Annotated in this window: 13 protein-coding genes and 2 pseudogenes; 6 read left to right on the top strand and 9 right to left on the bottom strand. The window is 74.3% G+C overall.

What is annotated here, in order from left to right:
* The first annotated feature begins 94 nt into the window (after positions 1–94).
* A complete protein-coding gene (gene phoU / locus ACQ95T_RS16285) occupies positions 95–799 on the top strand; it encodes a phosphate signaling complex protein PhoU (RefSeq protein WP_425943256.1) in 705 nt (234 codons plus the stop codon).
* Between the two features lie 85 nt (positions 800–884).
* Here the strand turns inward: phoU and ACQ95T_RS16280 are convergent, their stop codons facing one another.
* Positions 885–1,436, bottom strand: a complete 552-nt coding sequence (locus tag ACQ95T_RS16280) for a hypothetical protein (protein ID WP_431473109.1) — start codon at positions 1,434–1,436, stop codon at positions 885–887.
* A 220-nt stretch (positions 1,437–1,656) separates the two neighbouring features.
* Here ACQ95T_RS16280 and ACQ95T_RS16275 point away from each other — a divergent pair, with 220 nt between their 5' ends.
* From ACQ95T_RS16275 to ispF, 4 genes and pseudogenes are all read left to right on the top strand, one after another.
* Entirely contained in the window at positions 1,657–2,139 is a 483-nt protein-coding gene (locus ACQ95T_RS16275; protein ID WP_075957107.1) for a CarD family transcriptional regulator, read from the top strand.
* 118 nt (positions 2,140–2,257) lie between these two features.
* Positions 2,258–2,569, top strand: a pseudogene (locus ACQ95T_RS16270) (IspD/TarI family cytidylyltransferase); the annotation flags it as partial.
* Positions 2,570–2,655: 86 nt separating this feature from the next.
* Positions 2,656–2,958: an IspD/TarI family cytidylyltransferase gene (locus ACQ95T_RS16265; RefSeq protein ID WP_431473108.1), complete on the top strand. Its 303-nt coding sequence runs from the start codon at positions 2,656–2,658 to the stop codon at positions 2,956–2,958.
* Positions 2,951–3,488, top strand: a pseudogene (gene ispF, locus ACQ95T_RS16260) (2-C-methyl-D-erythritol 2,4-cyclodiphosphate synthase). The gene ACQ95T_RS16265 and the pseudogene ispF overlap by 8 nt, the downstream one beginning before the upstream one ends.
* Before the next feature lie 19 nt (positions 3,489–3,507).
* On the opposite strand, the gene ACQ95T_RS16255 reads toward ispF, so the two are convergent.
* Positions 3,508–5,253, bottom strand: coding sequence for an AMP-binding protein (locus ACQ95T_RS16255; RefSeq protein WP_425943252.1), 1,746 nt, complete (start codon positions 5,251–5,253; stop codon positions 3,508–3,510).
* 215 nt (positions 5,254–5,468) lie between these two features.
* Here ACQ95T_RS16255 and ACQ95T_RS16250 point away from each other — a divergent pair, with 215 nt between their 5' ends.
* Entirely contained in the window at positions 5,469–6,254 is a 786-nt protein-coding gene (locus ACQ95T_RS16250; protein WP_425943251.1) for a hypothetical protein, read from the top strand.
* Positions 6,255–6,267: 13 nt separating this feature from the next.
* Here the strand turns inward: ACQ95T_RS16250 and ACQ95T_RS16245 are convergent, their stop codons facing one another.
* Genes ACQ95T_RS16245 through ACQ95T_RS16215 form a run of 7 tightly spaced genes read right to left on the bottom strand, consistent with a single transcriptional unit; the run spans position 6,268 to position 14,459 of the window.
* The gene (locus ACQ95T_RS16245) at positions 6,268–7,650 is read right to left on the bottom strand and encodes a M1 family aminopeptidase (protein ID WP_431473107.1); all 1,383 of its coding nucleotides are present in this window, start codon (positions 7,648–7,650) and stop codon (positions 6,268–6,270) included.
* 55 nt (positions 7,651–7,705) lie between these two features.
* A complete protein-coding gene (locus ACQ95T_RS16240) occupies positions 7,706–8,509 on the bottom strand; it encodes a 4'-phosphopantetheinyl transferase family protein (RefSeq protein ID WP_431473106.1) in 804 nt (267 codons plus the stop codon).
* Positions 8,506–9,180, bottom strand: a complete 675-nt coding sequence (locus ACQ95T_RS16235; protein WP_425943248.1) for a BPL-N domain-containing protein — start codon at positions 9,178–9,180, stop codon at positions 8,506–8,508. The genes ACQ95T_RS16240 and ACQ95T_RS16235 overlap by 4 nt, the downstream gene beginning before the upstream one ends.
* Positions 9,177–10,520 carry a heparan-alpha-glucosaminide N-acetyltransferase domain-containing protein gene (locus tag ACQ95T_RS16230; protein WP_425943247.1) on the bottom strand — a complete coding sequence of 448 codons (1,344 nt, stop codon included), beginning with the start codon at positions 10,518–10,520 and terminating at the stop codon, positions 9,177–9,179. The genes ACQ95T_RS16235 and ACQ95T_RS16230 overlap by 4 nt, the downstream gene beginning before the upstream one ends.
* On the bottom strand, positions 10,517–12,871 hold the full coding sequence (locus tag ACQ95T_RS16225; RefSeq protein WP_431473105.1) for a Pls/PosA family non-ribosomal peptide synthetase: 2,355 nt from the start codon (positions 12,869–12,871) through the stop codon (positions 10,517–10,519). The genes ACQ95T_RS16230 and ACQ95T_RS16225 overlap by 4 nt, the downstream gene beginning before the upstream one ends.
* Positions 12,868–13,221, bottom strand: coding sequence for a hypothetical protein (locus ACQ95T_RS16220; RefSeq protein WP_431473104.1), 354 nt, complete (start codon positions 13,219–13,221; stop codon positions 12,868–12,870). Before ACQ95T_RS16220 ends, ACQ95T_RS16225 begins: the two co-directional genes overlap by 4 nt.
* On the bottom strand, positions 13,116–14,459 hold the full coding sequence (locus tag ACQ95T_RS16215) for an amino acid adenylation domain-containing protein (RefSeq protein WP_431473103.1): 1,344 nt from the start codon (positions 14,457–14,459) through the stop codon (positions 13,116–13,118). The genes ACQ95T_RS16220 and ACQ95T_RS16215 overlap by 106 nt, the downstream gene beginning before the upstream one ends.
* Positions 14,460–14,726: the final 267 nt, after the last annotated feature.

Genomic DNA, 14,726 nt, shown 5'->3' with positions numbered 1-14,726 from the left:
TCGGGCGTGGTCCCCGGTCGGGCCGGCCCAGGGGCCGCCGCACCCGGACCAGGGCGCGCCACACGTCGTTCACCACGAAAGGACCGGTCGATCCATGCGCAGTCTGTTCCACGAGGAGCTCGAGACGCTCTCCGACGAGCTCGTCGAGCTGAGCAGGCTCTCGGCGCGGGCGCTCGAGCGCGCCACCCAGGCGCTGCTGGAGGCCGACCTGGAGCTGGCGGAGCGGGTGATCAGCGAGGACGAGCAGATCGACGCGCTGCGTCGGGACCTGGACAACCGGGCCATCGACGCGATCGCCCGCCAGCAGCCGGTGGCCACCGACCTGCGCCAGCTGGTCACCACCCTGCGGATGAGCGCCGACCTGGAGCGCTGCGGCGACCTGGCCCGGCACGTGGCCAAGCTGGCCCGGCTGCGCTACCCGGTGGTCGCGGTCTCCGGCGAGCTCACGGACGTCTTCGCCCAGATGTCCGAGCACGCCCGCGCCATGTGCCTGCGGTCGGGTGAGATCGTCTCGGCGCAGGACCCCTCCGGGGCCGTGGAGCTGCAGCGGCAGGACGACACCATGGACCGGCTGCACCGCGAGGTGTTCCGCATCCTGCTGGAGCCCGACTGGGACGGCGGCACCCAGGCCGCCATCGACGCCACGCTGCTCTCGCGCTACTACGAGCGCTTCGCCGACCACGCCGTCTCGGTCGCGATCCGGGTGGTCTACCTGGTCACGGGGGTGTGGATGGACGAGCAGGACCCGGCCGCCCGCGACCACCGCGGCGGTGGGGGAGTGCCCCGCGCGGGGATCTGACGCTCGTCCGTCCGACGAGCGGCCCCGCAAGCCGTCGCGGACGGGCGGCGCACCCGGCCCGTCCGGACCGCGTGGGCGCAGGTCGTCAGTGGTCGGCGTCGCCCTCGTCGCCCTGCGGCGGCTCGACGGTCCCGCCCGCGTCGTCGGCGTACTGCTCGTAGGGGCCCCGCGGGAGCAGGACCGGCGCCTCGGCCGTGAGGGTCTCCTCGGCGGTCTGGATCCGGACCTCGACGAGCTGGCCCGCCACGGCGTCGACCGCCTCCACGACGAGGCGCTCGCCCTCGGAGCCGTCGGGCTGCACTCCGTCGAGGCGGACCGCCTGGCCCGGCTCGACGGTCACCTCGGACCCGACCTGCTGGCCGGCGACGGCCACGGTCACGGTGGCGGGTTCGGCGCCGGAGTTGACGACCGAGCCGGACACGACGCCCGGGGCGCCGGAGCCCTGGCTCACGACGAACAGGTCGCGCACGTCGACCGTCTCGCCGTCGAGCTCGACGCCGTCGGCCGGCGCGTAGCGCAGGGTGGTCGTGGTCGGGTCGTTGGTGACCGAGCAGCCGCTCAGGGCCACCGCGCCCACCGCGGCGGCGGTGAGCAGCACGGCGCCGCGGCGCGTACGGGGGGTGGGTGCAGTCGTCACGCCGCACAGCCTAGTGGGTGCCGCCCCCGCCGGGTGCCCGCGACCCGCGCTGACCTGCGTCGACGGGGGCCCGGAGCCGGCGCCGGACCGGGTGCGGGGGAGCGTGCACGGCATACCCCCGGAAGTATGGTAGGCCGCTGACCTGCACAGATGTCGGTCGCCGATTCCCCTGGCCGATTCTCCCGTGATATCCTGGAGATCCGCGAAAGGGGCTATCTGAATGACGTTCAAGGTCGGCGAGACGGTTGTGTACCCGCATCACGGAGCCGCTCTCATCGAAGAGATGAAGACACGCACCATCAAGGGTGAGGAGAAGCTGTACCTCAAGCTCAAGGTGGCCCAGGGCGACCTCACCATCGAGGTCCCTGCGGAGAACTGCGACCTGGTCGGCGTCCGCGACGTCGTCGGCAAGGACGGCCTCGACAAGGTGTTCGCGGTGCTGCGCGCCGAGCACACCGAGGAGCCCACGAACTGGTCGCGCCGCTACAAGGCCAACCTGGAGAAGCTCGCCTCCGGCGACGTCATCAAGGTGGCCGAGGTCGTCCGCGACCTGTGGCGTCGCGACAAGGACCGGGGCCTGTCCACCGGTGAGAAGAGGCTGCTGAGCAAGGCCCGGCAGATCCTCGTCTCCGAGCTCGCGCTGGCGGAGAAGACCAACGAGGACACCGCCGAGGCCACCCTCGACGAGGTCCTCGCCTCCTGAGCAGGATGTCCTCCTGAGCAGGAGGTCAGGCCAGCCCGACGACACCGTCGGTGCTGGCCTCATCCTTGTCGCCGCCGGGCAGGGCACCCGCCTGGGTGCCGGTCGTCCCAAGGCGCTCGTGCTGCTCGGTGGCGACGGGAACGGTGACGGGGGCAGGGGCACGGGGACGGCGGCCGAGCCGATTCTCGTCCACGCCCTCCGCGGCGCGCTGCGGTGCCGGGCGGTGACCGACGTCGTCGTCGTGGCCCCGCCCGACCCGGAGGCCTTCGCCGAGGTGGACGAGGCGGTCGGCTCCGTCGTCGACGGCTCCGGCCGCGTCGGGGTCCAGGTGGTGGCCGGAGGGGCCGAGCGGTCGGACTCCGTGGCCCGCGGGTTGGCGGCGCTGCCGCAGCACGTGGGGGTCGTCCTCGTGCACGACGCCGCCCGGGCCCTCACGCCGGTCGAGGTCTTCGACCGGGTCATGCACGCCGTGCACTCGGGCACTCGGGCCACCCCGCCGTCACCCCGGCGATCGCCGTGGCCGACACGATCAAGCAGGTCCGGACCGGACCGACCGGTGTCGAGACCGTGGTGGCCACCCTCGACCGGTCCACGCTGCGGTCGGTGCAGACGCCCCAGGGGTTCCTGCGCGAGACGCTCGAGCGGGCGCACGCGGCCCCGCCGCCGGCACCGGCCACCGACGACTGCGGCATGGTCGAGGCGCACGGCGGTCGGGTCACCGTCGTCGAGGGCTCCCCGCGCGCCCTGAAGATCACCACGCCGCACGACCTCGAGGTGGCGGCGGGGTGGCTGCGGCCGGCCGGGGGAGCTCATGACTGAGCAGACCGGTCCGGCCGGAGGAGCCGACGGGGCACGCGGGGTGCCCGCGCTGCCCCGCACCGGCATCGGCGTGGACGTCCACGCCTGGGCGCCCGAGGGCGAGGACCGGGTCCTGTGGCTCGGCTGCCTGGAGTGGCCGGGGGAGCGCGGCATCGCGGGGCACAGCGACGGGGACGTCGCGGCCCACGCCGCCTGCAACGCCCTGCTGTCGGCCGCCGGCCTGGGCGACCTTGGGTCGGTCTTCGGCACCGACCGTCCCGAGATGGCCGGCGCGTCGGGGGCGCAGATGCTCGGTCACGTCGCGGACCTGCTGGACCGGGCCGGCTTCGTCGTCGGCAACGTCGCCGTCCAGGTCGTCGCCCGTCGTCCCCGCGTGGGCGCGCCGCCGGGCCGAGATGGAGGCCGCGATGTCGGCCGCCCTCGGGGGCGCACCGGTCTCGGTGAGCGCCGCCACCACCGACGGCCTCGGCTTCGTCGGCCGGGTGGAGGGGCTGGCCGGGCTCGCCAGCGCGCTGGTCGCCCGGCGCTGACCCCGAGCCCCGGGTCGGCTCAGCCGCCGGCGCGCTCGCGCAGGGCCAGGATCCGTTCGCGCACGTGCCGTCGTAGCACCTTGCCCAGCTGGCTGCGCGGCAGGTCGTCGAGCACGTGCAGGTCGCGCGGCACCGCATATCGGGAGACCTTGTCCTGCAGCCACTCCCGCACCGAGGGGAGGTCCACCGAGGCGCCGGGCTCGAGCACCAGCGCGGCGACGACGTGCTCGCCCAGGGAGGTGTCCGGCAGGCCGACCACCGCCACGTCGACGACGCCGGGCATCCCGCGGACGGCCTCCTCCACCTGCGAAGGGTAGATGTTGAACCCGCCGGAGACGATGAGCTCCTTGCGGCGGTCGGCCAGGGCGACGAACCCGTCGGCGGGGTCACGGCGGACCAGGTCGCCCGTGCGCAGCCACCCGCCGGGCAGCAGGACCTGGGCGGTCTCCTCGGGGGCGTCCAGGTAGCCGCCGAAGACCTGCGGGCCGCGGACGAGCAGCTCGCCCACCTCGCCGTCGGGCACGTCCGGCGCGTCGGCGTCCTCCTCGACCAGGTCGGGATCCACGACGCGGATCTCGGTGCCCGGGAACGGGATCCCCAGCGTCCCCGGGCGACGCTCGGGCCCGAACGGGTTGCCGAGAGCGATCGGGGAGCACTCGGTCATGCCGTAGCCCTCGATCACCAGTCCTCCGGTCGCGGCCTCCCAGCGGTCGGCCACCTCGGGCTGCAGGGCCATCGCGCCGGAGATGGCGTAGCGCAGCGGGTGCAGCAGCTCAGGGTTCTCCTCCCCGGCGGCGGCGAGCCGGTCGAGCATCGGCGGAACCCCGGCGAGGAACGTCCACGGCCGCCGCCTCATCGCCGCCAGCACCATGTCGACGTCGAAGTTGGGAAGCACCACCTGGGTGGCACCCATCGACACCGCGAAGGTCAGCGACAGCGTCATCCCGAAGGCGTGGAAGAACGGCAGCACCGCCCCGAACGTCTCCTCGCCCTCCTGCAGCCCGGGCACCCACTGGCGGCCCTGCGCGACGTTGGCCATGAGGTTGGCGTGCGTCAGCGGCACGAGCTTGGGGGTACCGGTGGTCCCGCCCGTCGGCAGCAGGACCGCGACGTCCTCCGGCGACGGACCCGGGGTATGCCGTTGCGCACCTCTCTCGTCCGTGCCACCGGGTGAGGTGCCCGTGCCGCGGCGCGCTCGCCCCGAGCCCAGGGCTGCGGCGACCTCGCGGTCCCAGGAGCCGACGCCCTCCGGCACCGGGGCCCGGAGCTTGGCGCGCTGGGCCCGGGCCGCCTTGACGGGGAGCCGGAGGAGGAGCCGGGTCCGCCACGGCATCGCCGCGGAGAGGTCGACGGCCAGGACGGTGCGGTCCTGACCCTCCTGCGGCAGCACGGTCCCCACGGCGTGCTCCCACGCCACGACCACGCGGGCGCCGTGCAGCTTCAGCTGGGCACGGACCTCCTCGGGGGCGGCGAGCGGGTTGTGCTCGGCCACGGTGGCCCCCAACGAGGTGACCGCGTAGAAGGCGACCACGTGCTGGGGGCAGTTGGGCAGGACGAGGGCCACCCGGTCACCGGGGCCGACGCCGAGGCCGGCCAGCACCCGGGCAGCGGCGGCCACCTGGTCGGCGAGCTCGGCGTACGTCGTCGTCGCACCCAGGAAGTCGACCGCCACCCGCTCGGGCCACCGTCGGGCGGTCTGTTCGAGCAGGGTGGTGGTCGTCGGCGCGGGGTCGACGGTGAGCGGGATCAGTGCGTTCGATGACACGGTCCCAACCTACGGTCCCGTAGGTTCAGGTGCACGCCCGGGGGTCCGGCTCTGGTGGAGCCGGCCGGGCGCCGGGGCTAGATTGAGGCGAGGGGGCAGGTCGGCCTCCAGTCCGTCGGGGCCCGGAGGGCGAACGGGTCGCCACGCACGTCGGCCACGCACGTCGGCCCACGCACCGTGACCGTGCACGGCGGAGGGGGCACGAAGGGAGCCAGGTGGGAGCCAGGGTGGGAGGGGTACGGGGTGCGGCCGGGGTCGTCGTGGTGGCGGGGCTGATCACCGGGTGCTCCGGGCCGCTGACCGAGCCCGCCGCCCGGCCGTCCCGCTTCGTGGAGGAGCCGGTGGTCTCCGCCGCTGCCCGGGAGTCGTACGGGCCGGCCGCCGAGCAGGCCTACCAGGAGCTGGCCGCGTTCGTGCTGGACGAGTCGCTCGTCGTCGACCTGCTGGAGGTGCCGAGGGAGGAGATCACCGCCGAGCAGCTGAACGAGGGGATCCGGGAACGGTTCGCGCCCGAGAGCCGACCGGGCTGGGAGATCCGCGTGGGTGCCGCCCTCGCAGGCGACGCCGAGGCACAGGCGGACGTCCAGGTGCTGCGCCTGCACGACCTGCAGGTGCCCGAGGGGGTGGGCCTGGCCACCGAGGACCCGGTCCGCAGCCAGGTCGTCACGGAGGCCGTGACCGACGTCGCCCAAGGGTCCGCGGACGAGGGTGGTGCCACCACCCCTCCGGACGACGTCGACGGCGGCACGGCGGGGGCGGACCGGCCGCTGACCGTGGCGTTCCGGCACCGGGCGGTCATCGCCCTGCGCGGCCGCGGCGGACGTCAGGACGTCGAGCTGGACCGGGTGCTCAGCTTCGAGGTGGTCCAGAACACCTCGACCACCGAGGGGTACGCCTGGCTGATCCAGAGCTACGAGGGTGACGTGACCCTGACGGTGGCGGACGAGGAGCTGCCGCTCGTGGACGAGGCGACCACGACGGCCGGGTCCGGTTCGGGATGAACGCCGGACCGGCCTAGCGGCCCTCGGGGGGAAGCGCGCCCCGGTCCCGGAGGACCTGCACCGCCACCGGGAGGCCGGCCAGCGCGTCGACGAGGTCGTCCGGGGACGCGACGGCGTGGGCGTTCTCCGCGAGGTAACGGCGCACCGCCTCGTCGAACGCGTCCGGATCCACGGCCCGACGGGCCTGGACGAGGGCCCGGCCTCCGTCGAGGTAGACGGTGTCGACGTAGGTGCGGCCGGGCTGCCGGCGGTCGGCGAAGAACTCCATCGGGCGCCCCACGGCGCCGGGCACCCCCACCGCGTCCTCGGTCGGGTCGTCGTCCCCGGACACGAGGTGCTCGGCGTAGTTCGCGAAAGCCTCATCCATCCACGGGTCCCGCGCCTGGTTGTTGCCGACGAGCCCGTAGAACCACTGGTGGGCCACCTCGTGGACGAGCAGCCAGCGCTCCCCTCGGGGGTCTACGTCACCGAACTGGATCGCGCCCGAGTACTCCACGCCGTCGGTGACCCCCGGCAGGACGCTGACCCACAGCTCGTCGTAGGGCACCGGTCCGAAGTGGTCTGAAAGGTCCGCGGCGGCGTCGAGGACCTCCTGGGCCCACTCGGTGGCCGGCGCCCGGCTTCCTCCGGCGGGGACGGCCACGACGACCGTGAGTCCGTCCGCCGACTCCCGGACCAGGTCGAGCTCGCCCACGGTGACGGTGACGTCCCGCACGACGGGGGCCGAGAAGCGGTGCTCGGTCGTCCCGTCGGCGCGCTGGACGGCCGGTGCCGGTGCACCCACCCCCGTCACCTCGAACCTGGACGGTGCCCTGACGACCAGCGAGGCGAGCTCGAAGGCGGTGCTGGTGGTCGTCTCCCCGGGGACCGGGACGGCGTCGTCCAGGGCCCACCCGGCGCCGTCCCAGGCGAGCAACGGGTATGCCGTGCCGAGCCACGCGACCTCCTCCCGGGCCGAGTACCCGATCCGCTCGTCGGTGCCCTCGCCGAGCTCGACGCTGAACGAGAGCTCGACGTCCAGGGTCTGGCCCGCAGCGGTGCACTCCGCCAGCGGGAGGGTGACCAGGGTGCCCGGACTGTCCGGCGGGGCGCCCCCCCCGGCTCCGTGCGCACGGTGACCTCGGCACCGTCCACGGTGGCGTCGAGGACGGTGAGGGCGTTGCCCGTCGCGGCGGTGAACGGCTTGTTGGGCCAGGCGCGGAACACCACCTCGCAGACCCGCGCCCCGGGCGTGAAGGACACCCGTTCGGTCCCGGTGGCGCTGGCCAGGTCCTCGGCGACCTCGAGGGCGAGCTCGACCACGGGTCGGTCCGCCGGAGGGTCCGGCCAGGTCGGACCGGACGGCTCGAGTGTCGTGGGTGTCGTGGGTGGTGTCGTCGGCGTCGTCGTCGCGCACCCGGTGGCGACCGCGCCCAGGAGGACCACGGTCCCGAGGAGGTGGGAGGAGCGTGTCACCACCGGGTGAGACTAGCGGCTGAGAGGCGGGGGTCGGCGTCCTGGAGGTCAGGTTCCACCGTGGTCACACCCACGGCGGCCAGGGTTCCGGCCACGGTGGGCAGGTCGACGTCGGCCAGGGCGACCGGGACGGCGGCGAGGTCGGCGCCGGCCAGGTCCGCGTCCCACGCCAGGAGGCGGGGAGGCCCTCCCGGGGGTGAGACCCGCAGCGCTCGTGGCGGCACCGACAGGCCGTGGCCGAGCGCCTTGAGCACCGCCTCCTTGCGCGTCCACCAGCGCACCAGGGCGGTGCTCCGCGCACCCGCGGGCAGGGCCAGCCACTCGCGGTGCTCGGTGGGTCCCAGGACCTCGCGGGCGAGCGTCCCGTCCCCCGCGGGGTCCGCCGCGAGCCCGGGTGGAGGCCGCCGCGGCTCGGCGTCGAGACCGACGAGCGGGCGGTGCCGGGGGGAGACCGCGAGCAGCACCGTCCCTCCCGCGTACGTGAGGCTGAGATCGAGGTCCGCTCCGGGCACCCGCGGTTTCCCGTGGGGCCCGCCGCACCGCCGGCACGTCCGGTCGAGGACGAGCCGGCCCGGCGCGAGGCCGACCAGCGGGGCCACCACGACCTGCAGGAGCACCTGTCCGGTGAGGTGTGCGTCCCGATGTCGTGGGTCGGTGATCCTTGCACCCGTCGCGGGCCCGTCGCGATGTCGGGGGTCGGTGATCCTGCACCCCCGTCGCCGGGCCACGTCGTCCCCGGCCAGCAGCCGGACCACGTCGTCCCCGTCCCGGACGGTGGCGTGGAAGACCGGAACCCTCATCGGCCCAGGGTGGCCAGGAGGAGGTCGACGGCCAGGTCCGTGGCGAGGGGCGAGGGCGGATCCAGTCCGGCGTCGGTGAACCAGTCGCGGGTGGCCTCGGGGTGCGGGCCGAGCACTCCCACCCGGCCACGGCCGTAGCGGCAGACGACCGCCGCCACCGGCCCGTCGTCGTAGCGCGCCAGCACCTGCGCGTCTGCGTCCGGCCGCAGGTGCACGGCGGCGCCGTCCTGGAAGTACACCCTGCGGGTCCGGCCGCGCCAGCGCACCGCCACGACGGTGTCGCGGCCGTCGCGGACCGTGGCCGAGGGTGCGGCGGTGTACTGGTCCGTGTCACCAGGAAGCAGTCCGAACCCCGGGTCGTGGTCGGCCAGGTAGGCGCCCAGGCAGTAGCCCAGGTAGGCGCCCCCTCCCGACACGTAGTCCCTGATCGTCGGGGCGACCCCGCGGAGCAGGGGCCACGCCCGGTCCAGCTCGTCCCCGCCGGGCTGGGCGTAGGCCGCCGCGCCGGAGAGGGCCCTCACGTCCAGGGGCAGGCGTTCGTGCGGTCCGACGAAGCGGGGGACCAGCCCCGCGGCCACGACGGTCTGCGCCACCGCCTCGGCGCACCCCGGCAGGCTGGCAGGACCCCGGTAGACGAGGACGACCCGGCGCCGGCGCGCACCGGGAGTCATCCTCCCGTGCCCTGGGGCCGGCCGGGGCGGTGCCGGCCCCGGGCGGCGCGGCGGGCGAACACTCCCGAGGCCGCCCACCACACGGCACCCTCCAGGGGCCCACGGGGGAAGCGGCGGTGCCAGAGGAGGGCGAACACCGTCAGGGCGACCACGTGGACGGTGAACTCCACCGACGCCGCCCACCGGGAGTCCGTGATGGGCAGGAGCAGGGCGTGCGCGGTGTAGAGGGTCAGCGTCATGCTTCCGGGGGTCGCCACCACGTCCAGGGCACCGTGGAAGGCGTGCGCGAGCACCAGGCAGACGCCCAGCACGGCCAGCGCCACGCCGCTGGTGCTGACGAGGTCCAGCGGCGTGCCCGAGTGCGGGGCGGCCGTGGCCAGCCACCACCAGGTGTCGGTGGGAGCCGTTCCGTCGCCGCCCCACATCAGCCGGTCGGTGAACTCCTGCAGGCTCATCCTCCCCACCGCCTCGTCCGCCAACCTGTCCCTGACCCCGAGCGGGCCGAGCAGCAGGGCGGACAGGACGGAGGCGGACGCGGCCACCAGGGTGCCCGAGACCGTGAGCAGCACGGCGACGCGCCGGGACCCCAGCTCCAGCCGTCCGACGCCGATGCCGAGGCACAGGTAGGCCATCCAGGTGAGGGCGGGGAAGGAACCGGACAGCAGCACGGTCGTCAGGGCCTCCTCCGGACCGGCGAGCACCTCCGGAACCGTCAGGTTGGAGGCGTCGGGCAGGTCGGCACCTCGGCGCAGCCAGTGGCTGGCGACCGGCCCGGCCACGCACCAGGCCGCCCACAGCGCGATCAGCACGGGCGGTCTGAGCATGAGGAGCGGGAGCGCCAGCACGAACATGACACCGAGGTAGGGAAGGATGACCAGCAGATGCTCGGTCCCGACGGCGGCGCCGAGGAGCAGACCCACCAGGGTGATGAGCACGCCGCGGATCACGGGCACGCGGGCACGGCGCGGGAGGGTGCCGAGCGTGACGCGGCGGCGTCGCCCCGTCATGAACGCCAGCCCGATGCCGGCCAGGACCGCGAAGAGCGCCGAGGACCGTCCGGAGGCCAGTGCCCAGGGGAGGCTGACGTCTCCCTCCGGGGTGCCGGCGGGGTAGACGTGCACGGCGAACATCCCGAGCAGGGCCAGGCCCCGCGCCACGTCCACGCCCGCCAGGCGGCCCACCAGCCGCGACGGGTCGGCCCCGGGCTCGTGGGTCTGCGGTTCGCAGTCGTGGGGCAGCGCGTCGAGGTGCTCGCCCGGGGACGGCTCGCCCGGGTGCACGCCGGGGGCACGCCCGTCCGCGCCCACGGCCTTCGGCCCGGCCGTCCGGGTCACGGTCACGGCGGCGACCCCGTCCGGCCGAACGGCTGGGCCGGGATCCCTGCCCAGCGGGTGGCGGCCGGCAGCGACTCCCCCTTCATGACCAGGGACAGCGGCGCCAGCTGGGCCTCCTCGCCGACGTGGGCGTCGTAGAGCACCACCGCCCGGGTGCCGAGGTCGGTCCGGCGGCCCAGCTCGACGGTGCCCATCTTCATCACCCGGTCCTCGAAGAGGTGGGTCTGCAGGGACACGTCCGGGCCCACCACGCTCTCGTCGCCGATCCGCACCAGGTCGAACTCGGTGAGGTAGGTGGTCTCCACCAGGGTGCGCCGACCGACGTGCACCCCGTAGAGCCGCAGCAGCGGGCCGAGCATGGGGGTGCCGGTCAGCAGCGTGAGCAGGGCGGGGACGGCGGCCGTCTCGTAGACACCGGTCACCAGTTCGGTGCGCCGGACGAAGGAGCTCCACAGCGGCTCCACCCGGGGCCGGTAGCGTCCGACCAGCGCCCACTTCAACAGCGCCACGAGGATCACGACGCCCAGGCCGGACAGGAGCGCGGCGCCCGGCACCGTGATGGCGACCAGCCACCAGGGGGCACCCGCGCCGGCGGCGATCGAGGCCAGGTGCAGGGTGGCGAAGAGCGAGACGGCCAGGAGGGATGCGGGCAGCGTGATCCGGACCGCCTCGACCAGGTAGCGGGCCACCACCTTGCGCCGCGGGGGGCGGTAGGTCTGCTCGTCGCCGAAGTTCTCGTAGAGCTCGCGCCTGGGCAGGAAGATGGGCGGGTTGCCCAGCCACGAGCTGCCGGCGGGCACCCCGGCGGCCGGGGGCACCGAGCCGACACCGATCAGCGAGTCGTCGCCCAGGTGGGTGCCCGAGGGGACGAAGGCGGCGTTGCCGACGAACGACCGGCGCCCCACGGTCGTGGTCCGGAAGGCCACGTGACCGTTGCAGTACGTGGCGCTGCCGACGCTGGCCATGTCGGCGACGAAGGACTCCTCCCCGATGGTCAGCAGGTCGGGGTCGATGTTGGCGATGGTGGAGACCTCGGCCCGTGGGCCGATGTGGGCCCCCAGCTGACGCAGCCAGGGTGCGGTGTACAGGGTGGAGTAGAGGGAGTTGGTCAGCAGCAGGCTGGCCTCGAGCAGCTTGTCGGCGAACCACTTCTCCACCCCGAGCCGGGAGCGCAGGTGGTGGATCCCCACGGGCGCCTGGGGGAGGCCGAATCGCCGCAGGGCCAGGATGAGCAGGCAGGCGGTGACCACGAACACCGGCCCGGTCGCGGCCGTGACCACGAGGGCCCAGATCTCCGGCCCGGACAGCAGCGTCCACCACACCAGCGCCACCACCGGGAGCAGGGCGACCAGGGGGGTGAGCTCGAGGGCGACCAGGCCCAGCGCGAAGCGTGCCCGCAGGGGGGGCGCCCACGTGCGCGGGGCGTGCTCGCACCCGGCCATGACCTCGAAGACGGGGTCGCCCACCGAGCTCAGCCGGACCGACGGGGAGCCCTGCCAGGCCTCGGCCTCACCGGTCGACTGACCGGGCCGTAGCGAGGACTGCTCCCGCAGCACCGTCCGGGGACCCACGGCGCAGGGGCCGACCAGCACGCAGTTGGCGGCGACCGTCGACCCCGTCCCCAGGCGCACCCGCCCGAGGTGGAGCCGCCCGCCGCGCACGTCGTAGCCCTGCAGGTGGGTGGCGTAGCCGACGGTCACCCGGTCCTGCAGCTCCACCAGGCCCGGAAGCGCCACCTGGGCGCTGCCGAGGTGGCACTCCGCCCCGATCCGGGCCCCGGCGGCCCGCAGGTAGGCGGGGGCGAAGGCGGAGCCGGCCAGGTTGCCGAGCGGCGAGAGGGACATCGCCTTGGCCACGATCCAGACCCGCAGGTGTGTCCACCCGTACAGCGGGTGGGTGCCCTCGACGAGTCCCCGCCCGACGACCCGGGCTACCACCAGGGGGAGCAGCCACCGTTCGCCGAGGTAGACGAAGGCGAAGAGCAGAGCGAGCTGACGGACCATGGCGGAGGAGGGGACGCCCCCGTGCCACCAGTAGATCAGCGAGACCGGGAGGAAGGTCAGGGTGAGCAGGGCGAAGATGCACGCCAGCTGGACGGCTCCGAAGGTGGCCACCTGCAGGCTCGAGGCCAGCCTGCGGCGTGCCGACCGGCGCTGCGGGTCCGCCTCCTCGACCTGCCCGTCCTGCCGCACCAGGAGCCCGGCGTCGAGCCGGGTCGCCAGCTCCCGGACGGTCGGGGAGGCGTAGAGGTCGATCACGGACATCGACGCGCCACGGGGGTCGGTGCGCAGCCGCGAGGTGACGGTCGCGGCCAGGAGGGAGTGCCCGGCCAGGTCGCCGAAGAAGTTGGCGGTCACGGACAGCTGCTCGGGTCGAGCCGGAAGGTCTCCGCCCACACCTCCTGCACCCACCGCTCGGTGGGGGTGGCCGGGGGGACGAGGTCCCCGTCGCCACCCACCAGCCGCCCGGTCCGGGGCTCGGGCAGGGCCGGGCGGTCCACCTTGCCGCTGGGCAGCATGGGCAGCTCGTCGACCTGCTCGAGGTAGGACGGGACCATGTAGGGCGGCAGCGAGGCGCGCAGGGCCTGGTGGACCCGGGTAATCACCTGCTGCGCCGCCCGCGCGTCGGTGGCGCCCGGCAGCACGAGGTAGCCGGCCAGGTCGTCCCCGACCTCGGAGCGCAGCGGCCTGACGGCGGCGCTGGGCACGTCCTCGTCCCGCATGATGACGCTCTCGATCTCACCCAGGTCCACCCGGTGCCCCCGGATCTTGACCTCGGCGTCGGCCCGTCCGAGGTAGACGATCTCGCCGTCCTCCTGGACTCTGGCCAGGTCGCCCGTGCGGTAGATGCGGCCGCCGCCGGGGTCGGTGGGTCCTTGATGAACCGCTCGGCGGTCAGCTCCGGCCGGTTGAGGTACCCGCGGGCCACCCCCGGCCCGCCCACGCACAGCTCGCCGACCTCCCCCTCCGGCACCGGCTGCAGGTCCTCGTCCAGGATCACCGCGGTGTACGTGGGGACCGGGACCCCGATGGTCACCGGACGGCCCGGCAGGAGGACGCTCCAGACGCAGGTGACGGTCGCCTCGGTCGGGCCGTAGGTGTTCAGCATCCACCGCCCCGGGGCCCAGCGCTCGACCAGCTCTGCAGGACAGGCCTCGCCCCCGACGAGGAGTCCACGGATCGAGGGCACGGTCCGCTCGACCGTGGACAGCACCGTCGGCACGCAGTAGAGCAACGTGATGTGGTGGTCCTCGAGGAACGCGGTCAGGCCTGCACCGACCCGACGTCCGTCGGTGGGTCCGGCCACCAGGGTCGCGCCCGCGGCCCAGGTCGGCCACACCTCCTCGATCGCGAAGTCGAAGGAGATCGTCATGCCCTGGTAGACGCGGTCGGAGGCGCGGACGTCGTACACCTCGGTGATGACGTGGATGAAGTTGCAGATGCTGGACTGGGCCACGTCCACGCCCTTCGGGGTACCGCTGGACCCCGAGGTGTAGATGACGTAGGCGGTCGGGTCGCCGTCGACGGTGATTTCCGGCCGCCCGGCGGGCCGGTCGAGCACCGCGAGCCGTTCGGCGACCCCGTCGACGCACAGGACGGGCACCGGCGAGCCGGCCAGCCGGTCGGCCAGGTCCTCCACGGTGACCATCAGGACGACCGCGGCATCCTCGGTCACGAAGCGCACCCGGTCGGGCGGTGAGTCGGTGTCGACGGGCACCCACGCCGCACCGGCCTTCTGGACGCCGAGCAGCGCGACGTACAGGTCCCGCGAGCGGGGGACCATGAGTCCCACCCGCCCGCCGGGGCGCACGCCGAGCGCGACGAGGTGGTGCGCCAGTCGGTTGGCGTCGGCGTCCAGCTCGGCGTAGGGGGAACGGCCGCCCTCCCACTCCAGGGCCACCGCGTCGGGACACCGGTCGCAGCTGGCCTCGAAGTAGTGGTGCATCCGCGTGCGCAACGGAGGTCGGACACCCGACATGAGCACGTGCCGGGTGGGCGAGGAGGACGCCCGCGGAAGCTCCGTGGGTGAGAACCTCGTGGACAGGCGCGTGCGCGGCGGGTGCTCCGGTCCGGAATGCTCCCGGAGCCCCCCGTCGGAGGTCCTGCGATGTCCTGACATGTCTGTGGTGACCACTGCGTCCCCTTGACGGACTTCGCCCCCGGCCCCGTCTGCTTTACCAGGGGTTTACCGAAACTTGACCATAGCGTGACC

The sequence above is a fragment of the Ornithinimicrobium carbonis genome, assembly GCF_050703245.1.
In the GTDB taxonomy this organism is placed as follows: Bacteria; Actinomycetota; Actinomycetes; order Actinomycetales; family Dermatophilaceae; genus Ornithinicoccus.
The sequence above is the reverse complement of the archived record's forward strand: the minus strand, read 5'-3'. Positions and strand labels throughout refer to the sequence as shown.

Excerpts from the sequence above, each read along its gene's own strand:
- phoU (WP_425943256.1), top strand. The coding sequence starts at position 95 with ATGCGCAGTCTGTTCCACGAGGAGCTCGAGACGCTCTCCGACGAGCTC.
- ACQ95T_RS16275 (WP_075957107.1), top strand. The coding sequence starts at position 1,657 with ATGACGTTCAAGGTCGGCGAGACGGTTGTGTACCCGCATCACGGAGCC.
- ACQ95T_RS16240 (WP_431473106.1), bottom strand. The coding sequence starts at position 8,509 with ATGAGGGTTCCGGTCTTCCACGCCACCGTCCGGGACGGGGACGACGTG.
- ACQ95T_RS16235 (WP_425943248.1), bottom strand. The coding sequence starts at position 9,180 with ATGACTCCCGGTGCGCGCCGGCGCCGGGTCGTCCTCGTCTACCGGGGT.
- ACQ95T_RS16215 (WP_431473103.1), bottom strand. The coding sequence starts at position 14,459 with ATGCACCACTACTTCGAGGCCAGCTGCGACCGGTGTCCCGACGCGGTG.